Origin of the sequence: Embleya sp. NPDC020630, assembly GCF_044334985.1 — a bacterium.
Classification (GTDB): domain Bacteria; phylum Actinomycetota; class Actinomycetes; order Streptomycetales; family Streptomycetaceae; genus Embleya.
On the sequence record NZ_JBIRUB010000019.1, the window covers coordinates 79,131 to 103,534 of the forward strand.

Genomic DNA, 24,404 nt, shown 5'->3' on the forward strand with positions numbered 1-24,404 from the left:
TGGCGCCTGGTGGCCGTAGGGTGCCCGCGTGGCGGTCATCTTCTGCGACTCGAACATCCTCTACGCGGACATCGACAGCGATCGGTACGATGTGATCCGCGCGATCGCTCGCACCGAACACCGGGTGTGCATCCCCGCGGTGGTGCGGGACGAGCTGGTCGCCAGGAAGGTGATCGCGTACCGGGCCGCGCAAACCGCGCTCTCGGCCGCCGCCGCGAAGTTCGCCAAGGGCGCTCCGTGGATCCAAGTGCCACCGTTGTCGCCGGCCCTCGACGAGTCCGCCGCGCAGGAGTACTGGAAGGGTGTGTACGCCGACGTCTTCGAGATCGTTCCCACGCCTGCGGGAGCGGCGGACGCGGCGCTCGAACGCGAGGCCTACTGTGACAAGCCGGCCAAGCCGGACGAGAACGCCGAGGGCGGCGCGCGGGACGTGGCGATCCGGCTGACGGTGGTCGACTTCCTGCACCGGGACCCGCGCGACGAGGTGTACTTCGTGAGCGCGAACAGGAAGGACTTCGGCGACGGCACGTCGTTCGCACCAATGCTGGAACGGGATCTGTCCCACCATCGCCACCGTTTCACGCTGTCGGCCTCGTTGGAGTCGGCCATCGAAGCGGTGACGAAGCCGGTCGAGGCCCCGGACGAGGGGACCGCGTTCGTGGACCCGCTGGTGTCCGACGAGACCTCGGTGAAGGTCGCCGGTGCCGCGGTGCACGACCGCCGCTTCCGCGACGGCTGGTCCGCGGTCGACCTCGACCATCCCGGTGGCACCCGATACCCCCGGGTGTTCGCGCGCGAAAGGGCCGGCACGCCCGTGACGCTGCTCATCGACGTGACGAACGGGACCGCGCACCGGATCGGTGAGGACACCTGGCACATCGCGACCGCGCGGTGGGCACTCGCCGGCCTCGCCGCGCACGACCCGGCCTCCGATCCCGGGGCGCCGACCGTGACCATGACGGGCGCGGTGTGGCGCACCCGCATGCTCATCGGAACCGTCCCCGGTGAGGCCCCCGGCGTCCTCAAGAGCGAGGCGATCGAGGACCCGGGCCACGGCGACGGCCCCTGCAACGACACCCTCAAGCAGGCCGCCACCCTGTGGCGCGAGTCCCACTCCAGCGGTGAAGTCCTTCTCCGAGCCCGAGTGGAACAGCAACTGCGCCGGCAGCGACTACACGCGTTCATCGACACGTTGCCAGGCCGAGCGACCGCGCCCAACGGAGACATCCCGCCGTTCACCACAGACACCGCCCTGGACGCCGCCACGACGGTGGTCCGGTGGCTGTCCCCCCGGATCAACGCGCAGTTGAACGCCGACCTGACCGCGGACGAGGAGGACTGAGAACCACTGGGTCGCCGCTACGGGAACGCGTTCCTCAAGGGACCACTTCGAGGGGACGAGCCGTTCCGATCCGGCCGCTCCGGACCGGTACCGCCCGCGGCCACGTCGATCCCGTCGTCGTGCCCGTGGTTCACATTCTCCAGCGTTGGTCGGGTGTGCCCGCCCAGGCCCATCGGGCGTCCGGCTCGACGGTGATACCGAAGTCGTAGGCGTGGACTTGGGCGTCGTCCTGCCAGGCGATGACGGCGGCGGCCTCATCCCACAGCCGCCGCGGACCGCCCTGGAAGGCGTGACCGGCGCCAGGGCTGTCGTCAACCAGGGCCCGCGAGTCCTTGCCGTCGTGCAGCCCACCATTGCGCGCCGCCCGCCGCGGCGGTCCGCGCCACCCACCCGGAAGACCGGCCTGAAGACCCGCGCCCCGCGCACCCTCCCCGTCACCCGGTAGCTGCCATGTCCGCGCCCGTGCCCACCCCCGAGCCCGCCGGTTTCCCCATCGACCTCGACCGCTGCATCGCCTCCGGGATCTGCGCCGCCACCGCCCCGACCCACTTCACCAAGGCCCCCGACGGCCGGGCCCGGCTGCGCCCCGACGCCCCACCCCCGACCCCCGAGGCCGAGGACGCCGCGTTCCTGTGCCCGATGGAGGCCATCACCCGCCACCCGCCGATCCAGCCCACCTGAGGCCGACCCGCGCCCGCCCCGACCCGAGGGGTGTGGTTTTCCACAGTCGATCCCGGCGCCGCGCCCCATGTCGCGCGCCGCGCCGATCTCGCAGGCTGCTCCTACCGGCGTTGCGGGGCCCGTTCACCGGGAACGGGACCGCGCCGGCGAGCGAGGAGGTCGGCGGATGCCGAGGAGCAGGGCGCGCGGGGCGTCGGTGGTCGAGGTCGCGCGCGACACGTCGCCGGTGGCCGCGCGGGCGAGAGGGCTGGTCAAGGAGTACGGGTCGGGGCCGACCCGGGTCACCGCTGTGGCGGGCGTGGACGTGGACCTGGACCGCGGAGGGTTCACCGCGATCATGGGGCCGTCCGGGTCCGGCAAGTCGACCCTGATGCAGTGCCTGGCCGGACTGGACACCGCCACCCGGGGCAGCGTGGCGATCGGCGGCACCGAACTGGGCGGCCTGAGCGATGCCGCGCTGACCGAACTACGGGGCACTCGACTGGGGTTCGTCTTCCAGGCGTTCAACCTGCTGCCGACGCTGACCGCGCTGGAGAACATCACGCTGCCGGTCGAGATCGCCGGCCGCCGGGTCGACCGGGCGCATCTGGACCGGATCGTCGAGGCCACTGGACTGGCCGGGCGACTGGCCCACCGGCCCGCCGAGATGTCGGGCGGCCAGCAACAACGCGTCGCGGTGGCCCGGGCGTTGGTGTCGCGGCCGGAGCTGGTGTTCGCCGACGAGCCGACCGGCAACCTGGATTCGCGCGCCGGGACCGAGGTCCTCGGGCTACTACGGCGCGGGGTGGACGAGTGGGGCCAGACGGTGGTGATGGTCACCCACGACCCGAGCGCGGCGGCGTACGCGGAGCGCGTGGTGTTCCTGGCCGACGGCCGGATCGTGGACGACCTGGCCGACCCGACGGCGGACGCGGTCTACGCACGCATGAGGCGCTTCGACGGCCGAGGCCCGGACGTGGCCCCGCGCGAACCCGGCCCGGACGGCGTCGGGTTCGACGTCGGCGCGGGTGTCGTTGGGCGGGATCCCGGCCGGGGTGCCGCCCGGCGCGAACCCGGCCCGGGCGGCGCCGGGTCGGACCTCGGTGCGGGCACGGCCCGGCGCGACGCCGGACCGGGTGTCATCGGGCGGGACCTCGGCGCGGGCGCGGCCCGGCGCGACGCCGGACCGGGTGTCATCGGGCGGGACCTCGGCGCGGGCGCGGCCCGGCGCGGCCCCGGCCCGGGTGGCGTCGGGTCGGATCCCGGCCGGGGTGCCGCCGGGCGCGGCCCCGGCCCCGGCATCGCCCGGCGGGACGCCGGCCCGCACGGCGTCCCGCCAGGCGGCACCGCCTCCTTCCGCGTCGCCGGCGGCCACCCCGGCGAGGTGCGGTCGTGACGCTCGCCCGGATCGCGCTGCGCGAGGTGGTCGCACACAAGGCCCGGCTGGCCCTGGCCCTGGTGGCGATCGCCCTGGGGACCGCCTTCGTCGCCGGGACCCTGGTCTTCCGGGACTCGGTCGCCGCGTCCGCGCGTACCTCGTTCGCGGCGTCGGCCGCCGATGTGACCGTGACGCCCCGAACCGGCGGCGCCGATCGCCAGGACGGCACCGGGCTGCCCGCGACCCTGCCCGCCCGGGTGCTCGACGCGACGGCCCGGGCCGAAGGGGCACGCGCCGCCCACGGCCGGATCCGGGTGACCGACACCGTCGTCCTGGACGCCCGCGGCAAGCCGCTGAGTTCACGCGGCGACACCATCGCCGACTGGCCGACCGACGCCGACTCCGCACCCCGACTGATCCGTGGCCGCGCCCCCGCCGGCCCCGCCGAACTGGTGATCACCGCGGGCCCCGCCGACGCGCACGGGATCCGACTCGGCGACCGGCTGCGGATCATGGCCGTACCCGGCACGTTCGAGGCAACGGTCGTCGGCATCGGCCGAGACCGCGCCGACCGGGCCCACGACGCCGACGTGTACGTGGACGCCCCGACCGCGCAGCGCGCCCTCCTGGGCGGCGCCGGCCGATACACCTCCATCGCGGTCACCGCCGCGCCCGGCGTCGACGACACCCGCCTGCGACACAACGTACTGACCGCCCTGTCCGACGCCACCCCCTACACCGTGCGCACCCGCGACGGCGAGGCCGCCGCACGCGGCGACGCCGCCGGCGCCTCGCTCGACGTGGTCACCTACCTGATGCTCGGCTTCGCCGGCATCTCGGTGCTCGTCGGCGTGTTCCTGATCGGCAACACGTTCTCCATGCTCGTCGCCGCCCGGACCCGACAGAGCGGACTCCTGCGCGCCATCGGCGCCCGGCGCGGCCAGGTCGACCGGCTGATCCTCGCCGAGGCGGCCCTGCTGGGCGTGGCCGGTTCGACCGTGGGCCTGGCCCTGGGGGTGGGCCTCGCGGCCGGTCTGCTGCGCATCGTGGGACAGGTCGGGGACGCGCCGGCCGCCGCCGCGCCGACGCTGCGCTGGGCAACACCGGTGGCCGCCTACGCGGTGGGTGTGCTGATCACCCTGACCTCCGCCTACCTGCCCGCCCGGCGGGCCGGCCGGGTGTCCCCGATGGCCGCGCTGCTGCGCGCGGCCGGCCCCGCGACCGCGCGTTCCCTGCGGGTACGCAACATCGTCGCCGGCGCCACCGGCCTGCTCGGCACCGCCGCGCTGCTCGGCGCGGTCGGTGCCGACGACCTCGGCACGGCCGGGCCGTTGCTCGCGCTCGGCGTACTGCTCACCCTGGTCGGCGTGGTCGCCGGCGCGCCGACCCTGAGCGTGGCGGCAGTCCGCGCCCTGGACCGGCTGCTCGCCCGCCGGCCCGGCCCGGTGGGCCGCCTCGCCCGGGGCAACGCGATCCGCGACCCCCGACGCACCGGGGCCACCGCCGCCGCGCTGACCGTCGGCATCGCGCTGGTCGGCTTCCTGTCCCTGGTCGCCGCGTCCCTGGTGACCTCGGTCGACGGACAACTCGAACGCACCATGAACGCCGACTACTTCGTCATGTCCACCAAGCCGATGACCGAACAGGTGGCCCGCGTCGTCCGGGAGACCCCGGGCCTGGATCACGTCACCGCGCAAAAGGCCGTACGCGCCGACCTGATCACCGCACACGGCACCGACAAGGACCACGACCTGACCGCCACCACCGAGCGCTTCACCGACGACTTCCGGCTCGCCTTCACCGCCGGCGACGCCCGCTCGACGCTGACCCCGGGCGGAGACGGGATCACCGTGCCACAGGCGTTCGCCGAGGAGTACCGGCTCGCGGTCGGCGACCCGATCGCGGTCCGCTTCCACGGCGGCGGCACCGCCCGGCTCCGGGTCGGCGGGATCGTCCGCGACGGCGACGTGTTCTCCTCCGGCGCCACCTACGTCGGCACCCACGTGGTCCGCGCCCAACTGCCCGCCGACCAGGTGCCGTTGGACGACGTGTACATCGCCACCGCCGCGCCCGGCGCCGACCGGGACCGGGTGTACGCGGCGCTCGCCGAGCGGCTGCACGACCACCCGCAGACCAAGGTCCGCGACCGGGAGAGCTACCGCAACGCGCTGCACGCCTCGGTCGCCCTGGCCCTGGACCTGGTCTACGCGCTGCTCGCGCTGGCGATCCTGGTGGCCGTGCTGGGCGTGGTCAACACCCTCGCGCTGTCCGTACTCGAACGCACCCGCGAACTCGCGCTGTTGCGGGCCCTGGGGCTGACCCGACGCCGGTTGCGCCGGATGATCCGCACCGAGGCCATCGTGATCGCCGTGGTGGGCGCGGTGCTCGGACTGCTCCCCGGACTGCTGTGGGGCGTGGCCACCCAGCGGGTGCTGGCGACCAAGGGCCTGGACACGCTCACCGTCCCGTGGACGACCTGCGCGGCCGTACTGGTCGGCGCGGTCGCCGTCGGAGTGCTCGCCGCCTGGCTCCCGGCCCGCCGCGCCGCCCAGGTGCCACTGCCCGCGGCCATGGTGGATCAGGGCTGAACCGGGGCACCGGCGCCCGAGCGACCCCGGCCGCTCGGGCGCCCGCCCACGCCTGGCAGGCTGCGGGTCGCACCCTGACCAGCGGGAGAAACCCGACGACGGACAGGCAGAACGGACGCAGAGGAGCCATGGACGGTCCCACCCGGTCGAGCGACGCGGAGCCCCCGCACGGCCTCGGCCCGACGCTCCGGGCCGCCGCGCGCACCGCCGCGACCGCCACACGCGGCCTCGCCGGCGGCACCGCCACCGCGCTGCTCGAACTCCTCTTCCTGCTCGCCGCGGCCCTGCTGCACGCGGGCACCGCGGTCCTGCCGCGCTCGCGCCCGGGCCCGCGCCGCCGCGCGCTGCGCCTGATCACCCGCGGCGCCCGGGCCCTGACCGAACTCGAACGCCGACGCCTGGCCCGACAGGGCCAGGTCCACCCCGCGCCGCCCGGCCCCGCCCGGCTGCTTCGCTACCTCGCCGCGCACGTCCCCCTCGGCCTGCTCGGCGGCGCCCTGCTCGCGCTGACCGCCGGCGGGATCGGCTTCGCCGCGGTGATGGTGGGCGCCTGGCTCGGCGGCAGCCCGAACACCACCACCGCCGACGTACTCGTCCTGCTCCTGCCCGGCCCGGCGCTGGGCTACCTGGCGCTGTACGGCCTGGTCGGACTCGCGGAAACCGACCGAGCGCTGGCCCGCCGGCTGCTCGGCCCCGACCCCAACGACGCACTCCGGCGCCGGGTGGACGAACTGGCCGCCAGCCGCGCCGGCGTCGTGCACGCCGTACACGACGAGCGCAGGCGCATCGAACGCGACCTGCACGACGGCGTACAGCAGCGCCTGGTCGCCCTGGGCATGCTGATCGGCCGGGCCCGGCGCAACGCCGACCCCGAACGCGCCGACGCATTGCTGCGCCAGGCACACGAGCAGGCCCAGCAGGCGCTGGCCGATCTGCGGGACGTGGCCTGGCGCATCCATCCCACCGGTCTGGACGACGGCGGGCTGCGCGCGGTGTTGCAGACGATCGCCGAACGCGCGGCGGCGGGGGTCGAGTTGACCTACCGGCTGGCGCTCGAACCGGCGCCGATCGTGGCCACCGCGGTCTACTTCGTGGTCGCCGAGGCCGTCACCAACACGGCCAAACACGCCGGTGCCGACACGGTGACCGTGTCCGTCGACGCCGTCCGGACCGGCGCGAGCGGCGCGGACGCGGTGCGGGTGCGGATCGTCGACGACGGCATCGGCGGCGCCGACCCCGCCGGCGGCGGACTGTCCGGACTGGCCCGCCGGGTCGCCGCGTTGGACGGAACATTGCGGGTGGACAGCCCGGTGGGTGGCCCCACCACGATCATCGCGGAGGTACCGTGCGCATAGTCTTGGCCGACGATTCGGCCCTGCTCCGGGAGGGCCTGGCCCGGCTGCTCGCCGACGAGGGACACGAGGTGGTCGCGAGCGTCGGCGACGGCGAGGCGATGGTCGAGGCGGTCGCCCGGCACGTACCCGACGTGGTGGTGGCCGATGTGCGGATGCCGCCCACCCACACCGACGAGGGCCTCAAGGCCGCCCTCGAGGTGCGCCGCAGGCTGCCCGGGGTGGGCGTACTGGTGCTGTCCCAGTACATCGAAAAACGCTACGCGGTCGAGCTGTTGACCCAGGACGACGCGGCGGTGGGCTACCTGCTCAAGGACCGGGTGGCCCATGTCGACGACTTTCTCGACGCGTTGGCCCGGGTCGCCGCCGGCGGCGCCGCGTTCGACCCGGAGGTGGTGCGCCAACTCCTGGCCCGCACCAGCCACGTGGACCCGCTGGACCGACTCACCCCGCGCGAGCGCGAGGTGTTGGCCCGGATGGCCGAGGGCCGTACCAACGCCGCCATCGCCAAGACCCTGCACATCTCGCAGAGCGCCGTGGAGAAACACGTCAACGCGATCTTCGACCGCCTCGACCTGACCCACCTGGCCGCCGGCTCCGGTTACAGCCGCCGCGTCCTGGCCATCCTGCGCTACCTCGGCGGCTGACCGGACCACCCCGACCGCGCCCCGCCCGTACCGGCGGGGACGAAGCTCGATCTCGGCGCGGTGCGTTCGGTGTACTACCGTCGTCCGACCCGGCCGCGTTTCCCGGTGGATATGTCCCCTCCGGCGCGGCGCATCGCGGAGCGCGAGGCTCGCCTGGGCTTCGGCGGGCTCCTCGCCGCGTTGCCGTGCCGGTGGTTGCCGCCTGCGGGTCGGGCGGCGGACGCGGAGTACAAGCCGCTCCAGCTGCGCGTGGCGGCCGAGTGCGGCCTTGTGGCCCCGCGCACGTTGATCACGAACGACCCGGCCGCGGCGCGGGCGTTCGCGGTCGAGGTGGCGGGCCCGGTGGTGTACAAGTCGTTCGGCCCGGTGCGCGGCGTGGTGGACGGCTCCTCCGTCGCGGTGTATGCGAGCGTCGTCGACCCGGCCGCGTTGGACGATCCGGCGATCGCCACCACCGCGCACCTGTTCCAGGCCGCTGTCGCGAAGGCGTACGAGTGTCGGTTGACGGTGGTGGGCAGGGTGTTCCCGGCGGAGATCCACGCGGGCTCCGCTGCGGCCCGGGTGGATTGGCGGCGCGACTACGACAGCCTCTCCTACAAGGTCTGCGATCCGCCCCCGGCGGTGATCCGAGGCGTCCTGGCGATGCTCGACACACTCGGCCTTCCCCACGGCGCGTTCGACTTCGTGATTACCCCGGCCGGCGAGTGGGTGATGCTGGAGCTGAATCCGTCCGGACAGTACGGGTTCGTGGAACAGGCCACCGGGTTGCCGATCACTGCGGTGATTGCCGACTACCCCGAAGGAATTACGTGAAGGTTCTCGACGAAGAGCAGGCCCTGATTGCCGCGCGGGTGCGCCTGGTGGAGCGGATCGCCGCCGGCGACGTGGTGCTGTCGTCGCGGATCGCCGAAGCGTTCCTCAACGTCCCGCGGCACGTGTTCACCCCGGTGTTCTACCGCCGTGAGCACGGCGACCGCTTCCTCCCGTGGCGCGCCGACGACTCGGACGGGGCCGGCGGCGGGTCGTGGTGGGACGCGGTGTACTCGGGGGAGGCGCTGATCACCGAGGTCGACGGCGTCCACGCGGAACACGCCCCGTCCGGGGGTGTGTCGGGGGTACCGACGTCGTCGTCGACGGCGCCGGATCTGATGGCCGACATGCTCGACGCCCTCGACCCCGTCCCGGGTGCGCGGACGCTGGAGATCGGTACCGGCAGCGGCTACAACGCCGCCCTGCTGGCCCGGCTGGTCGGGGCGGAGAACGTCACCACCGTCGACCACACCGCGCACCTGGTCGACACCGCCCGCGAACGCCTCAAGGCTGCCGGGTTCACCCCCGACGTCGTCCTGGCCGACGGCACCGCCGGCCGGGCCGCGAACGCGCCGTACGATCGGCTGATCGCGACCGCCTCCGCCCCGCGTGTCCCCGAGGCGTGGCTCGAGCAGTGCGCGCCGGGCGCGGTGTTGGTGGTCCCACTCAAGGGCACCCTCGCCGGCGGGTCGATCGCCTGGCTGAAGAAACTCCCCGACGGTACCGCCGCGGGCCGCCTCATGCACACCCCCGCCGCTTTCATGCCGCTCCTGCCCGACACCGACGTGGACGAAGGGGACCCCCAACCCGCCCACAGCGAAGCCGGCCACGCCGCACACGAGACCCGCACCTCACCGCTGACGCCCAGGATCCTGGACGACTGGACCTTCTCCTTCTTCGCCCAACTCCACCTCGACCCCCACACCACCCGCACCTTCACCCACACCGACGGCCGCCATACCACCGCCCTGCGCACCCCGACGGCCACGCGACCACCATCACCGAGACCGAGATCGGAGCCGACGTCGCCCGGTCCGGCGAGCGGGACCTGTGGGCGCCGATCGAGCGGGCGCACCGCCTGTGGCTGGGCCTCAATCGCCCCCGCCGTGAGTGGTTCACCCTCGAGACGGGTCCGACTGGCCAACTCGTCCGCCTCGCGGCTCCCGACGGACGCGCGTTCGCCCGGAGACTGTGAACACACTGCAAGCACCCATCCGCGAGGACGGTGGCACATGCGCCGGGCGATCATCCCAATCGGGTCCGTACCGACCGGTGTGACGCCCGGGGTCGGACCGGTGTGACGTTCGGCCCGGATGTCAGCGCGCGGGACTCGCAGTTGCGGCGGAAACCACCGCGCGCCTCGAACCATGCGCCAGACGTGGCGAGCCGCTCGGGCGCACCTGACAAGGCAGACCGGATGCGCCTCGGGGCGCGGACGCGTCAGGGTTTTCGGGTGGCGCACCTGATTCCCGGGGGTCATCGATGGAGCAGCCACCAGGTGATCCAGCTTCCGGCGGTGGTGCCGGCTCCGGTGGCGGCTCCGCGTAGGGCGTGCGCGGTCAGGGCGCGCCCGAGCCGAGTGATCCGTGTGCGGATCCGCCGAGCGACGGGGATGGGTGTGGGGTCGGTCGTGTCCATGGTGTCCTCCCGAGTCGGGCCCGCCTTGCCGCAGGCCGGTGTCGGGTTCCATCCGGCCTGTTCGAAGGATTCTTCGGCGAGGGCCGATACGAAGGATCGGACGCGTCTACGCTGTTCGTTCCGAGGAATGTGGGTTCTTCGGTCGGAGTTCGCTTCGTATCCGACGTCGAACGGCGGGACGCGTGGAGGACGAGAACGCGGTTGCCCGGTTGGTCCACCGGCTGCGCGAACTACACGCGCTCGCGGGTTCGCCCACCTACGACGTGCTGGTCCGACAAGGGGCGGCACACGTCCCGGCGGTGATGTTGCGGCCCGCGTCGCTGAGGGACTGGTTCAACGGCCGAGCGGTGCCCTCGGATGCGGCGAAGTTCGCGTTCCTGGTGACCTTCCTGGAGACACGAGCCCGCGCGACGGGCACCCAAGTACCACCATCCTCGTGGGAACGCCTGCGTCAGGAGGCCGTGCGAGAGCGCCGACCTCCCGGCCGTCCCCGCCGCGAACACCCCACCGACGGACAAGCAACCGACGAGTACCACGGCGTGGGCCGCGCCATCCGGGAATCGACCGACCCGTTCGCACTGGAGGTCCACCGCGCTATCGACCCCCCGGACGACGCCCGCGCCGATCTGCCGATACTGCCCGTCTACGTCGAACGCGCACACGACGCAGCGTTGATGCGCGCCGCGCACCGCGCCGCAGCGGGCGAGAGCACGATGGTCTGCCTCGTCGGGGAGTCCTCCACGGGCAAGACCCGTGCCTGCTGGGAAACGGTGCAACGTCTGCCCGGCGACTGGCGCCTGTGGCATCCCCTCGACCCCACCCGCCCCGAAGCGGCCCTCGCCGAGCTGCCCCGTCTGGGCCCGCGCACCGTCGTCTGGCTCAACGAGGCCCACTTCTACCTGCAACCACCCAACGTGGGCGAACGCGTCGCAGCCGCCCTACGCGAACTGCTGCGCACCCCGGACCGCGGACCGGTCCTGATCCTGGGCACGATCTGGCCCGAGTTCTGGTCCCTCCTGACCACCACCCCCCACCCCGGCATGCCCGATCCCCACGCCCAGGCACGCGCGTTGCTCACGGACACCGACATTCCCGTCGCCTCGGACTTCTCCGGCACGGACCGGGAGAACCTGCGCCGCCGCCTGGACGAGGATCCCAGACTGGCCCAGGCATGGGCCGCCTGCGAGGACGACCGGATCACCCAGTACCTCGCCGGTGCCCCCGCCGTGATGGAGCGCTACCGCAACGCCTCCCCGGTCACCCGGGCCGTGATCGAGGTCGCCATGGACGCCAGACGCCTGGGCCACACCCTCGCCCTGCCCCACGGACTGCTCGCCGAAGCCGCTCCCGGCTACCTCACCGACCTCCAATGGAGCCTCCAACGCGACGACTGGCTCGAACAAGCCCTCGCCGAGGCGGGCGCCCCGTGTCGAGGAGCCCGCAGCCCGCTCACCCGCATCCGACCACGCCCCGGCGAACCGGCACCCACCCAACCCCACTACCGCCTCGCCGACCATCTCGAACAGCACGGCCGCCACAGCCGCCAACTCCTGTGCCCACCGGCCTCCTTCTGGGAAGCGGCCACCCGCCACCCCGGCACACCCGCCGACCTGCTCACCCTGGCCCACGCAGCCCTGAACCGCTCACGCCTGGCCACGCCGATCTGCTCCACCAGCGGGCACTCGACACGATCGCCGACGGCGATCGAGGTGACACCGAGAAAGAACACGGCCGACTCGAGGACTTCGTCATCCTGAGACGCGGCACCGGGGTGTCCCTGCGCACGATCGCCTACGCGCGTGAGGCCGCGGGCGACACCATCGGTGCCGAGCAAGTCGCCCGCCAGGCGGCTCTATCGGGGATTCCCGAAGCGATGACGGACCTGGCCTGGGCCCGCCTCGCCGGGGTGATTGGCCTGGCGCCGAACGCGTGGCCCACGAGGCGGCGACCGACTTCGGCACGGGCGCCGAAATCCTCGAAAAGCTGGCCTTGTTCCTCCTCGACGCCCAGGACACCGAGAGCGCCCAACGCGTGGCACGCCTGTTCTCCGAGTTCGATGACGAACATGCACTGGACAGGATCCTCAGGAGCGCGAGGTTCACCGACGACGACATGAGGTCCTTCCTCGACGGAACGAGAACCGACCCCGTGGACATGTTCGTCTACGCCGCCGAGCGCACGCCCGACACCCGACTTGACGCGTCTACGAAAAGGCCGCGGAACTCGGCCACATCCGTGCGCACCATCTTCTCGCCGAGTTCTGCGAACGCGCCGGCGACACCGCGAGCGCCCGGGTCTGGCACCAGCGCGGCGCGGCCCTCGGTGACAGCACCTCCAGCCGCGCCTTCGTCCTGTTCCTGGAACGCGTCGGCGAACGGGCCGAGGCCGAGTCGATCGCGCTGCAAGCAGCCTCGAAGCACGCCGCCGCCGCACTGGCCGACCTCGCCCGAAACCCGGGAATCGGACGACCCGGAAGGCGCCGAGCGCCTGTACCGAGCGGCTGTTGACCGTGGATATGTGACCGCGCTCATCGAACTCGCCCACCTACGCGAGGAGCAACACGATCCCCAAGGCGCACAACACCTCTATCGACAAGCCGTCGATGCCGGAGAGCGCTTTGCGTTCCAACACCTCAACCGTCTTACCGGACCGGAATGGCGGATGGCATACATCCACGGGGGTCTGTAAATCGAACGGCTCTGCCTCACATTCGGTGGTAGCTCTGCGTGAGCGTTATGGGAGAAGGATGCGGTGGCGGAGGAGGTCGAATCCGGCGCGTCCGTGCATTTGCCTCATGATGCGTTTGGTTCGGGTGTTGACGCCTTCGGTGCGTCCGTTGTGGTGGGGCGTGGTGAGTGCGGCGTCGACTGATGCGCGGTCGAGTTCGAGGCCGTTCGCAAAGGCGTGCAGGTGGGGCAGTTCGGAGGCGCGGACGGCTGCGATCCATGTCGTGAGCCTGGCGTCGTGCCCTGGGCCGGGGTTCAGCAGTGAGGCGAACTCCCCGATAAAGACGTTCAGTTGCGTCATCTCGGGGCATGCGGCGGCGAGGTCTCGGATCAGGTCGGCGTCCTTCTCGCGGCGGTTGTCCGGCCGGGTGAGGAGAAGGCGGGCGAAGCGTCTGGGGGTGGTCACGGGCCGGTCGCCCTCGGCCCGGCCCTGGGTGATGTAGCGGTAGAGGAGGTTGAAGCTGCCTGTGTAGCCGAGTTCCTTGATCTCGTGGAAGAGCTGGGGCACGGGCACGGCCGGGTCGACCGCGCGGCGTGCGCGCTGGTGGTCCCGGTAGGGGTCCACCAGCGTCGGCCGGTAGCGCGGCGCGCGTCGCAGCGTGTCGGGTTCGCGTGTGCGCGCGTAGCGTTTGACGGTGTTCAGGGACACATCCAGCCGGCGGGCGCATTCGATGAGGCTGACGCCTTGGCCGAGCAGGTCGTGGACTTGGTGCCAACGCTCGCGTGTGGTCTGTTCGTGGACGCCGCCGGGCCGGGGCGGGTTGACGGTGGCCCGGCACGAGCTGTGCGAGCGGACTTCGGCGAGCGTTTTGTCGCACAGGTTCCGCCATAAATGCCACCTGTCGGTCACCTGCATTGCGTCGGGCAGGGCGCGGCGTATTGCTTCGGCGTAGGCGCTCGAGCCGTCCCGGCACACGGTCTCGACGCCTGCGTGATGACGCAGCCACGCCTCGAGCGCGTCGGCGCCGCGGCCGGGCAGCACGTCGATGCGTTCGCCGGTCTCGGCGTTGGTCGGCACGGTTGCGTAGCGGTGGCGGCGCTTGAGTGCGAAGTCGTCGACGCCCAGGACACGCGGCACCGGGCGGGCCGGCAGCGGGATGCCGGTCAGGATGCGCAGGGCGGTGCACCGCGACAGCCCGGTCCCGAGCGCCTGCAGCGTCCGTGCGCCCGCGCGGCCCGCGAGTTCCCGCACCACGGCGCGGACTTGGGCCAACAGCCGCACCGTCCGCCGCTGACAGCGCTCCAGCACACCGGCAACCTGCTCACGAAACGTGATGCGGGGACAGGCCGAGGCAGGGCAGACGAGCCGGCGGAGCCGCGCCGAAACGACAACCCGGCGGGCGTCGACGGGGACATCCGTCACCGTGCGTTCGTGGAAGGCGTGCACCCGGCCAGTCCGACCACCGCAATCCGGGCAATCCACCGGACCACCAGGCGTCCGGGCCCGCACCCGAATGACGTCACCCTCGTTGGCAACCTCCTCGACCACCAGCGGCCCAAGCCCCGAAAACACCACACCCACAAGCTCGTTCACGTTCAGCACCCGCACATGATCACGGACTTACAGTCCGTGACCACCGAATGTGAGGCAGAGCCGTTAGTTTTACAGTCCCCAGGGTTTACACCGAGTCCTTGATAGTCCTCAGCGCCGGGACGTCGAGGCCGCGCCGGCGGGTGCATACGCGAAGGCTCCACGGCGAATCGTCGCGGGGATTTCGCCGATCGAGGCTGGAGGTTTTCGATGTTGTGTGGGTTTGGTGAAGGCGAACGGTTGTTCCTGCTCCGGTTGTTGTTCGGTGGGTAGCGTTTGCCGTCGACTGCGTTGGTGGGTAGGGGCTTTGGGTGTCCGTTGTGACACCGGGTGGCAACGGGTCGCGGGGCTGGTGGGGCCTCGTGTCCGTCGACGTGGGTGTGCGGCGGCCGGTCGGCCGCGTCGTCTTGTGATGTGCGTTCCTTGCTTCCGTGTGCGGCCTGCCGCGTGCGGCTTCGGCCTGTGCCGAGGCGCGTCGCGGGAGCCCCGCGTGCCGCCCGCCTGCGCGCGGGCACGAGTTTTTGGGGGGTTCGTGGTTTTCGACGAGGGCTCGGTGAGGGTCTACCGGGATCGCCGGTACCTGAGCACGACGATGGTGCGGCACGGCGGTACCACGGTGGCGTTCGCGATGGACGACCAGCGGCGGATCTGCTACACGGTCCTGGATCTGGAGCAGGCGTCAGCGAAGCGCGGACCGTTGGACGCGAAGTACTGGAACGAGGAGCCGGCGCCGGTGCCGTTCCCCGGTGAACTGGCCGACGTGGCGGCGCCGGGCGCGACGGCGGCGGGTGTCGGTTCGCCGGGACCGCTGCAGATGCCGATCGTGCGCAAGGGCAGCCGGACGGAGTCGGTCGGCAAGCTGGTGCCCCCGGACGAACGTGACCCCTTCCTGTCCACCACGGCGCGGTTGAGCGCCGCGCAGCCGTTCCAGGTGCTCTCGGACGGCCGCTACATCATCCTGTTCCGGCAGTCGGTCGAGGCGTCGCACGAGGACGCGGCCGGCAGCGCTTCGGCCGGCACCGGCACGACCCCGGCCGGGCTGGTGGACCGGTCGCTGTTGTGCGACCGGTTCGTCCTGGTGGGCGCGGTCCTGAAGCCAGTCGTGGAAGTGCGCTACCAGCGGTCCCGGTCGAAAGCGGGCGGCGCGTCGGAGAGCGACACGCTCGGCACCCGGGACATGGAAGGGAACCCGTTCTACGAGCCGACGTCCAAGTTGTCGTTCGTCGGGCCGGTGCGGGACGGGCAGTTCGCCGCGGTGCTGATTCCCACCGCGGTCGCGGGGAAGTTCCGGTGGCAGTTGTTCGCCACGAACGCGGCCGGCGGCGTGGAGGGCTACAACTGCGCCCAGCGCGAGGACGGCCTGTTCGACGTGACCGGTGCGGAGCTGTACACCAGTCCGGACCCGAGGTTCGTCGGATCGGTGCTCGAACGCGCGCCGGGGATGTGCCCGTTCACCAAGCGGCCGCTGGTGCTGACGACCGCGGCGGGCGACCGGGCGGGGACCGCGCTGCGGTTCGAGGCGGCCAAGGGCACTCACGTTCGGGTACCCGCGCTCCCGGCCGCCGGCGGTGCCGCCGCGCCCGCGGGCTTCACCGTCGAGGCGTGGGTCAAACCGGCGGCCGCGTCGGGCACGATCGTGGCGCAGCCCGCGATGGGTTCTCCCACCGGTGGATTCGTGCTGGAGCTGGACGCGGACCGCCGGCCGGCCGCGGAGTTCCGGGGCGTCCGGGTGGTGTCCGGCACGCAGGTTCCGCTCGGTGTCCACATGCACGTCGCCGCCGTGTTCGACGGCCGCAACGCCGTGCTGTACGTGGACGGCGACAAGGTCGGCGGTGTCGCGGCGACCGTCGTGCCGAGTGCGGGGTGGGCAACCACCCTGGGCGCACGGCTGGTCGCGGACGCGCCCGAGGCGGGCTTCGTGGGCGACATCGACGAAGTCCGACTCTGGGATCGTGCCCGGCAGGCACCCGAATTCGCCGACCGCGGACGCCGGTTGCCCGGGATCGAGCCCGGTCTGGCCGCGTACTACCGGTTCGACGAAGGTATCGGCGCCGTCGTCGGCGACCATACCCGGGCGCGGCGCGACGCCGAGGCGCGCAACACCCCGGAGTGGGTCGCCTCCGGCGCACCGGTCGGGGACGGTCCGGGGCTGGCGCGGGACGTTTTCCGGGTCGCCGGCCGCAAGGCGTCGACGGGGCTCGCCGCAACGCTGTACTCCCAGCAGGAACCCGCCATATCCGGCTACGGCACCACGGTGACGCAGGAGAAGAGCCAGACCCGGCTGCTGCTGGCCTACGGCACCACCGGCCCCGCGCCTGCGGGCGGTGACGCGAGCCGCAGCTATGTCGCGACGGTGGACTTCGGTGTCACCCGGGACGGGCGCCTCGCCTCGGCCCCGGCTTCGCTCACGCTGCCCGAACGCGGCAGCACCGCGTCGGTGGGGGATCCCGCGGAGATCGCGGACGCGGAAGCGAACGTGGCGCGGACGCAGGCCGTGATGGCTCCCTATCGCGCACTCGCCGCCCAGATACCGCAGATTCTCGCGGAGTTCGCCGCACTCAACGCGAGCCCGTCGCCCGGCCGCACCACCTGGGACTTCGGTGACCCGCGCGATGTGAAACTGTTCGGCTTGGAGGAGCGCTTGCGGGCCGCGCGGGCCGCACAGCATCTGCTGGGCACCTTCCAGGCGGTCTTGGAGGCGGCCGAGGACAGGTTGGCGACGGTGTCGGGCGGTACCCGCGGTGGCGGGGACACGGTGGTGGACATGCCGCTGGTGTCGACCGACCGCCAGGGCCTGACGGTGTTCGGCGCGCTGCTGGCGTTCGCCTGGACCGACCAGGCGCCGTTCCTTTTGGATTCCTCCACCGGCGACGTCGTCATGTACTTCCGGGGCGGCGCGGGCCAGTTCTTCAGCGCCTACTACTCCACCCTCGTTTCCCGGGCCACCCGCAGCACCGCCATCGGCAGCGGTTCCGTGCAGTTCGTCGCCCGGGACACCGGCACCCGGATGCGGGACTTCGCCGTCCGGGTCACCGCCGACTCCGCCGCGGACCTGTGCACCGTCACGGTGACCCGCGGGCTCCGCACCGAGACGTTCCGGGGCGTGCCCCGCGCCGCGGCGTCGTTCGCCGCGGTCCTCAACGGAAACCTCCCGCCCGGGGCGGTCCTGGGCACCGTGCGGTCGGTCAAGGACCGGCTCGTCGAACTCGCCGCCCCGACGACGATACCGCTGGCCGTCGGAAGCCGGGTGGCGGTGGGCGGCCGGATCCGGACGCTGGAGGCGGCGGTCCCGGCCGGCGCCACGACGTTCGGCGTGATCGGCGCCACGGTGACCGCGGCCCCCGGCACGCAGGTCACCGCGGTGCTCTACGACTACACCGACGCCACCTGCACCGTCCCCGGTGTCGACCTGTCACGAGGCTCGCAGATCGTCGCCGTCAACCGTCTGGGCACCACCGCGGCCGTACCGGACGGCACCGCGGCCGACCTCGCCGACGGCGTCGGACCGCACTGGCGCGGCCACGCGCCCGGGCGCGCACCGTCGTTCGACGGCGACTTCCAATCCCTGTCCGCCTCGTCCACCGCGAACTTCGCCACGGACGCGGACCTCACGCTGGAAGCCTGGGTCGACCCCGGGATCGGCGCCGGCCGTAATCTGAGGCGGCCGGTTGCCAACGCCATGGTGGCGTACACCGTCCTGCACGCCACCCCCGCCGGGACGCCGCGCTACGGCATGAACCTCATGACCGGCCACCTGTACCAGAGCCTGCAGTTGGGCGGCGACATTCGGGTCGACTGCGGAGATCGCCTGCGGTTGGGCGGCCGCGACTTCACCGTCGAGATGTGGGTCCGCCCGGACGGCACCGATGCCTGCCACGTGTTCACGAACGGCAGCCCTATCCATGGCGGGAAAGGAACCACGCTGACCCTCGGATTCGCTGACGGGAATCGGTTCGGCGTCGGAGTTCACGGACCCAACCCAATGGTTGCAGCCACCACCGTCAGGGCTGCGGTCGGCACCTGGGAGCACTGGTGTGTCGTCCACAAGAACAGCACCGGTGAATTCCTGGTCTACCGGAACGGGACCGCACAGCCGCTGGTCGACCCGAACTCCAACAATCCGCTCGCACCGATGCGACACACCGGCCCCGACGGCAAGACCGTCATCGGAGCCGAGGTCGGGGTGAACCCTTCCACGTTCGGGATCGACGAAGTACGGGTGTGGGACAGTGCGCGGACCCCGGCGCAGATCACGGCAAACATGCGGCGCCGGCTGCGGGGCCACGAGAGCGGCCTGTTGGCGTACTGGCAGTTCGACGACCGGCTGACCGTCGACCGCTCCGGCAACGGGCACGACGGGAAGCTGCAAGGCCCCTACCGGAGCGCTCAGTCCCCGCTGCTCGGCTATCGGCCGGTGGCGACGGTGGGAGACCAGGAGTTCCGCACCCAGGCCGCCACACCGTTCGGTGACTGGACGCATGTCGCCTTCGCGTTCAAGCAGCACTGGGCGATGTCGATGGACGGCGGCCACCTGGACGCGGGTGGACCCGACGGACTGAATCTCACCGGGGACCTGACCATCGAGGCAGGTGTGTACCTGGACCGACTCGGGGTCGTGCACGGGCTCGTCGGCAAGGGTGCCCTGGGGGGAGGCCGTGCGGGAACTGCGGTGCCGTACGCGCTCTATGTGGAACCCGACGGGCGTGTCGCGTTCGCGTTCGAATCCGGGGCCGGCGAGAAAGGGGTGACAATCCTCCGCTCGACGATCCCGATGAAAGCGAAGACCGTCACCCGGGTCGCCGTCACCCGCAAGAACGACGGCAAGGGCAACGCGACCATCACGATCCACGTCTCCGACGGTTCCCTCACAGCCCCCGCGGTGCACACCTTCGATGGCGCCCCGCCCGTCGGCAACGACGAGAACTGCGAGGTCGGGCGCATCCGCCGGGGCCGAGAATCCGCAGGGCTGCGGGGGTGCCTCACGTATGCGCGGATCTGGAACATCGTCCGCGAGGACAAGCAGATCGGCGCCCCGACCGGCGCCGATACGCCCGGGCTGCTCGCGTGGTGGAACTTCCCCGAGAAGGACGGGCCGGTCACCGCGGACGCGTGCCGGGCGTACCCCGCCAAGCTCTGCGGCCCACGGCGGATCCTCACCCCCGACCCGAAGGGCAATCAGGCCACCTTCTACATCGACGGCGCCGCGGAATCGGCCGAGGTTGTCCCGGCACTCGCCGATGACCCGCCGTCGGCCGGGAGGCCGCGGGCGACGGTCGCCGCCGAAGCGCAGGGCGCTTCAGCGACGACGGGCGATTTCGCCGGGGTACTCGACGAGGTCCGGGTGTGGCGGACCTGCCGTACCCGCGAGCAGGTGCTGGACAACATGTTCGGCCGCCTGCGCGGCGAACAGAACGACCTCATCGCCTACTACCCGTTCGACGGCGCCTCCACGATGCCCGGCGCCAACGTCAAGGACGCCGGGCCGCGCGGCAACGACCTGACCCCCGGTTCCACTCCGCCGCGGAACGTGATCTCCAGCGCGCCGATCTCCGCGGACACCGCCGAGGTCCGCTCCGCGCTGACCGGCATTGTCAGCACCTTCAACACCGCCATCGACACGATGCCCGCCGTCTCCGAGTACGGCGACCTGCAAGCCGACAGCAACGGCCACCCGTTCGGGGTCATGAAGCGCGCCTATGCGTACATCCGGAATCACCGGTGGCATCTGCGCACCGGATACAAGATCGGCGCGCTGACCACCACCTGGGTCGGGCAGGCACAGTTCGACCCGCAACTGGTCGGCTTCCTCGAGGGCGCCCCGCCCATGCCGTCCGAGAACATGGTCTGGGGCACCGCCGCCACCTATGCCGACAAGGCGGCCGTGTCCTTCGTCCAAGCGGATTCCGTCACCAACACGCTCTCCCAGAACGAGAAACGCAGTCTCGAAGCCTCCGCGAAGGCGACGATCGAAGTCTGGGCCAAGGACAAGACCAACGTCGTCGCCGCTCCGCTCGGCGTCGGTACCGCCAAGCCCGCACTCGAGGTCAAGTTCGGCCTGACCGTGGAGGCGGAAATCAAGTTCGCCAACAGCTGGTCGACCAACCTCCAGGTCTCGCAGAGCACCGCGACCACGCGCACCAGCAAAGTCACCCTCAACGGACAGTGGGAGGAGGACGCGGCAAGCGGACAGGTCAACCCCGCCGTCGGACGGCGGTGGGTGCCGGCCAACACCGGCTTCGCGATCGTGCAGTCCGCGACCGCCGACGTGTACGCCCTTCGCCTGGCCCACAGCGGGGTCCTGGTCGCCTACCGCATGCTCCCCAACGCGGACATCCCCCTGGACTGGAACATCATCGATTTCCCCATCAACTCCCGCTACACGAAGCAGGGGACGCTCGACGGCTTCGTCGGCTACGCGCCCAAGGCCGCGTCCGGGGCCATGCAACCGTTCCCGGACCCCGTGTTCCCCCATGCCGGGGACGGCGGCGAGTGCAGCTATTACCGCCCCCGCGAGGCCTACGCCATCAAGCGGCGCATCCAGCGCGAGGAGCAGCAGCTCCAGAGCTTCTACGAGTCCGTCTCCACCGACAGCTCCACCTTCGCCGCCCGCAACCCGGTCCAGGCCCAAGCCGAACGTGTCCTGGGCGGCATGCTCGGCGCACACGGCGGCTCCGGTCTCGGCACCGGCGCCGCGGACCCCGAGGTGGCCCGCCGCAGTGCCCAGGTCGCCGCGCGCCGCCACATGGCCAACACCTACGTGTGGACGGCCGCGGGCGGCCTGTTCTCGGAGACGACGTCCACCACCGACCAAGTCACCCAGGTGACCACGGGCGAGTACAGCGTGAGCAGCAGTGTGAAGCACGGCGGCTTCGGGAACTTCGAAATGGGACCTTCCGGCGTCAACCTCAGCGGCAGCGCCACGCTCGGCGGCGGCTACACGGTCACGCGCAGCAAGACCAAGGGGGATTCGCTCACGTTCCGCCTGGACGTCAGCGCCGATCCCGGGCGCATCCTGCAGAAGCAGGAGAACGGAAAGCCGGTGTTCGACATCGACGGCAAGCCGGTCCTGGTGCCCGGACGCGTCGACGCCTACCGGTTCATCACGTTCTACCTCGACAGCTCCGCCGACAACTTCGAGGACTTCTACGGCAAGGTCGTCGATCCGGACTGGCTGGACCGCGACACCGGCGCGGCCGCCCGCGCCCTGCGGCAGACCCGGCAGAGCGACCGCAAGCCCCCGTGCTGGCGCGTCCTGCACCGGGTGACGTTCGTCAGCCGCGTCCACGACACCACCACCGCCACACCGTCCTTGGCACGGGCGTTGGGCTCGCTCGGCATCACCAGCGACTACCACCTGATGAAGCAACTGGAGCCGTACCTGACCCGCTCCACCGGCAGCGCCCCGGCACTGACCGCCGCCACCAAGGCCACGATCGCCGCCCGCTTCCCGACACTCGTGCCCTACACCGACACCATCACCGCCCGCGTCGCCGCCTACTACAACCTCGACGCCCCCGCGCCCGTGCCCGCAGCCCCGGCCCCGACCTCCACGCTGAAAACCGCCAACCCGACCGTCGCCGCAGGAAACGAACTCGCCCTCGACTATGCGACACCGGCCGCGACCGCCACCCCCAAGAACTGGATCGGCCTGTACGGCCCCGGCACCGGCCCCGCCAACGGCGACGCCGCCGACTGGACGTACGCCCCCGGCACCGCGGGCACCCTCAGGTTCACGGCCGGCCGCAAGCTGCCCGCAGGAACCTACACGGCCTGGTACCTGCACGATGACGGGTACACGCCCCTTGCCGGACCCGTCACCGTCACCTTCCGCTGACCCCACTCCCACCGAACCGGCGCACACCGCACCGGACCCACCGCCACCATCGCGCTCCGCCCTCGGCGCCCGGGACCCGCCCCATCGGGTCCCGGGCAGCCGGCCATTCGGTCGCATGGGCCGACGAGGTCGTACTCGGACCGCGATCCGCTCGACCTCGACACATCGCCCGATACCGTGAACACCAAGGCGCTCACGATCACCCCTCGGTCGAGCACGGCGCGTTCGGCGACCCCGCCGGGCTCCGCGACCGCCTCCGGGACCTCGGAGTCGACGCGGTCGTGGACTTCGTGCCGCTGAACCGGCAATGCGCTGAACCCCGCGCCGACCACGCTGAGTTCGGCCCGCTGCCGTTCACCAGCGACGAGTACCGACACGGTCGAAGGGCGCGTCGGCGGCGGGCCGATCGACGATCGGCGGCTCGACGGGCGATATTGGCCGCGGCGCGTGCCACGGTCCTCGATTTCCCGTGGTACGCCGACGGCGTGAGGGGTGACGGCGCCCGCCGCCGGCGGGTTCCTCTCGAGGTGTGTTCCGCGTCATCATGGGACTCCGGAACGTGACGACCCCAGGGGGTGTGCGGTGGGCGAGCACAACAAGCCGGAGCAGCCGTTGGACAAGGGCGATCCGCCTCCCGGGAATGGCGACGGTCGCGTGCCGAAGCCCGAGGACCCCAAAGGCAAGCACAAGAAGGACCGGCAGGAGTGAACGCCGACCCGGAGGACATCGGTGTCCATCGCCGCCGCGCGCTCGCGGCGATGGACACCGGCGACGCGTGGCCGAAGGACTCCCCGTGGCTGCGGGACGCGGTCGAGGACCTGCCGCGCGACGCATTCGCGCCGGACACCGTGTGGACCTGGGACGGCCACGCCTGGCGCCGGGTCCACCGCGCCGGCGACCCGCACGCCTGGGCCCGGCTCGTCCACGCCGGCCCGGACGACGCGACGATCACCGAGATCACCGACGGCGTCCCCTCCTCGTCCCTGTCCTGCACGTCGATCGTCGTCGACATGCTCGACTCCCTCGACCTCGAACCCGGCCACCGCGTCCTGGAGTTGGGCACCGGCACCGGCTGGAACGCCGCCCTGATCGCCCACCGCGTCGGACCCACCGGACACGTCACCAGCGTCGAGGCCGCCCCCACCCTCGCCACCGGCGCGGCCGCGACCTTGGCCCGCGCCGGAGCGCGCGTGGACGTCCGGGTCGGCGACGGCGCCCTCGGCTGGGCCCCGGCCGCCCCCTACGACCGGCTGATCGCCACCTACGCGGTCGACCGCGTCCCCCGCGCCTGGATCGAACAGACCACCCCCGGCGGTGACATCGTCTTCCCCTGGACCCGCTTGGGCTACTTCGCCCTCACCACCGCCAAGGACGGCCGCTCGGCGAGCGGATGGCTCCACGGCCTCGCCCAATTCATGAACGCCCGCGGCACCCCCACCACCCCCACCCACCGCCACATCCGCGCCGACCGCGACCCCGACCACCAACGCCCCCTCACCCGCGACCCACGCCCCCTGCACGACAACGCCCACCTGATGTGGGCGCTGCGCCTGCGTCTGCCCGACGTCCTGTTCGACACCACCGCCGACACGGACGGCGTCCACGTCCGTCTCCACGACGGCGCCGAGTCCTGGGCGACCATCTCCACACCACCGAACGGGCCCGCGATCGCCTCGCAGGGCGGTCCGCGTCGCCTCGTCGACGAACTCGAGGACGTGTGGGACGCGTGGATCGAGGCGGGCGCGATCGGCTTGTACGACCACGGCATGACCATCACGGCCGACGACGAGCAGTTCATCTGGGCGGGCGACTCCGACACCGGCCCCCGATGGCCCATCCCGGCCCGCGCAGAGGTCGGCACGGGATGAGGCGCATGGCGTGCGTGGGTATCTCGCGTG

14 protein-coding genes and 1 pseudogene are annotated in these 24,404 nt (G+C 72.1%); 13 read left to right on the top strand and 2 right to left on the bottom strand.

Annotation, left to right across the window (positions count from 1 at the left end; all coding sequences use genetic code 11):
* Window positions 1–28: 28 nt before the first annotated feature.
* From ACH4XV_RS38940 to ACH4XV_RS38975, 8 genes and pseudogenes are all read left to right on the top strand, one after another.
* Window positions 29–1,342 carry a PIN domain-containing protein gene (locus tag ACH4XV_RS38940; RefSeq protein WP_395797696.1) on the top strand — a complete coding sequence of 438 codons (1,314 nt, stop codon included), beginning with the start codon at window positions 29–31 and terminating at the stop codon, window positions 1,340–1,342.
* Window positions 1,343–1,792: 450 nt separating this feature from the next.
* Entirely contained in the window at window positions 1,793–2,023 is a 231-nt protein-coding gene (locus ACH4XV_RS38945; protein ID WP_395797698.1) for a ferredoxin, read from the top strand.
* Between the two features lie 166 nt (window positions 2,024–2,189).
* Window positions 2,190–2,972, top strand: a pseudogene (locus tag ACH4XV_RS38950) (ABC transporter ATP-binding protein); the annotation flags it as partial.
* Between the two features lie 422 nt (window positions 2,973–3,394).
* Window positions 3,395–5,968, top strand: a complete 2,574-nt coding sequence (locus tag ACH4XV_RS38955; RefSeq protein ID WP_395797700.1) for an FtsX-like permease family protein — start codon at window positions 3,395–3,397, stop codon at window positions 5,966–5,968.
* 128 nt (window positions 5,969–6,096) lie between these two features.
* Complete coding sequence (locus ACH4XV_RS38960; RefSeq protein ID WP_395797702.1) at window positions 6,097–7,323, top strand: sensor histidine kinase; 1,227 nt, start codon at window positions 6,097–6,099, stop codon at window positions 7,321–7,323.
* Window positions 7,314–7,967, top strand: coding sequence for a response regulator (locus ACH4XV_RS38965; protein WP_395797704.1), 654 nt, complete (start codon window positions 7,314–7,316; stop codon window positions 7,965–7,967). Before ACH4XV_RS38960 ends, ACH4XV_RS38965 begins: the two co-directional genes overlap by 10 nt.
* A gap of 105 nt (window positions 7,968–8,072) precedes the next feature.
* Window positions 8,073–8,780, top strand: coding sequence for an ATP-dependent carboxylate-amine ligase (locus ACH4XV_RS38970; RefSeq protein ID WP_395797706.1), 708 nt, complete (start codon window positions 8,073–8,075; stop codon window positions 8,778–8,780).
* Entirely contained in the window at window positions 8,777–10,078 is a 1,302-nt protein-coding gene (locus ACH4XV_RS38975; protein WP_395797708.1) for a methyltransferase domain-containing protein, read from the top strand. Before ACH4XV_RS38970 ends, ACH4XV_RS38975 begins: the two co-directional genes overlap by 4 nt.
* 175 nt (window positions 10,079–10,253) lie before the next feature.
* Here the strand turns inward: ACH4XV_RS38975 and ACH4XV_RS38980 are convergent, their stop codons facing one another.
* On the bottom strand, window positions 10,254–10,415 hold the full coding sequence (locus tag ACH4XV_RS38980; protein ID WP_395797709.1) for a hypothetical protein: 162 nt from the start codon (window positions 10,413–10,415) through the stop codon (window positions 10,254–10,256).
* A 182-nt stretch (window positions 10,416–10,597) separates the two neighbouring features.
* On the opposite strand from ACH4XV_RS38980, the gene ACH4XV_RS38985 reads away from it, so the two are divergent.
* A complete protein-coding gene (locus ACH4XV_RS38985) occupies window positions 10,598–12,172 on the top strand; it encodes a hypothetical protein (RefSeq protein ID WP_395797711.1) in 1,575 nt (524 codons plus the stop codon).
* Between the two features lie 172 nt (window positions 12,173–12,344).
* Window positions 12,345–13,103: a hypothetical protein gene (locus tag ACH4XV_RS38990; protein ID WP_395797713.1), complete on the top strand. Its 759-nt coding sequence runs from the start codon at window positions 12,345–12,347 to the stop codon at window positions 13,101–13,103.
* A 45-nt stretch (window positions 13,104–13,148) separates the two neighbouring features.
* Here ACH4XV_RS38990 and ACH4XV_RS38995 read toward each other — a convergent pair whose 3' ends face one another.
* Complete coding sequence (locus ACH4XV_RS38995) at window positions 13,149–14,654, bottom strand: ISL3 family transposase (RefSeq protein WP_395797814.1); 1,506 nt, start codon at window positions 14,652–14,654, stop codon at window positions 13,149–13,151.
* A 571-nt stretch (window positions 14,655–15,225) separates the two neighbouring features.
* Here ACH4XV_RS38995 and ACH4XV_RS39000 point away from each other — a divergent pair.
* The 3 genes from ACH4XV_RS39000 to ACH4XV_RS39010 all read left to right on the top strand — a co-directional run bounded on the left by ACH4XV_RS39000 (window position 15,226) and on the right by ACH4XV_RS39010 (window position 24,374).
* Window positions 15,226–22,506, top strand: coding sequence for a LamG-like jellyroll fold domain-containing protein (locus tag ACH4XV_RS39000; protein WP_395797715.1), 7,281 nt, complete (start codon window positions 15,226–15,228; stop codon window positions 22,504–22,506).
* A gap of 582 nt (window positions 22,507–23,088) precedes the next feature.
* Entirely contained in the window at window positions 23,089–23,214 is a 126-nt protein-coding gene (locus tag ACH4XV_RS39005; RefSeq protein ID WP_395797717.1) for a hypothetical protein, read from the top strand.
* Window positions 23,211–24,374 (top strand): methyltransferase domain-containing protein, encoded by a 1,164-nt coding sequence (locus tag ACH4XV_RS39010; protein ID WP_395797719.1) that lies wholly within the window; start codon window positions 23,211–23,213, stop codon window positions 24,372–24,374. The genes ACH4XV_RS39005 and ACH4XV_RS39010 overlap by 4 nt, the downstream gene beginning before the upstream one ends.
* Window positions 24,375–24,404: the final 30 nt, after the last annotated feature.

What these genes read in the sequence shown, in the direction of transcription:
- ACH4XV_RS38960 (WP_395797702.1), top strand. Translation starts at nt 6,097, where the DNA reads ATGGACGGTCCCACCCGGTCGAGCGACGCGGAGCCCCCGCACGGCCTC.
- ACH4XV_RS38980 (WP_395797709.1), bottom strand. Translation starts at nt 10,415, where the DNA reads ATGGACACGACCGACCCCACACCCATCCCCGTCGCTCGGCGGATCCGC.
- ACH4XV_RS38945 (WP_395797698.1), top strand. Translation starts at nt 1,793, where the DNA reads ATGTCCGCGCCCGTGCCCACCCCCGAGCCCGCCGGTTTCCCCATCGAC.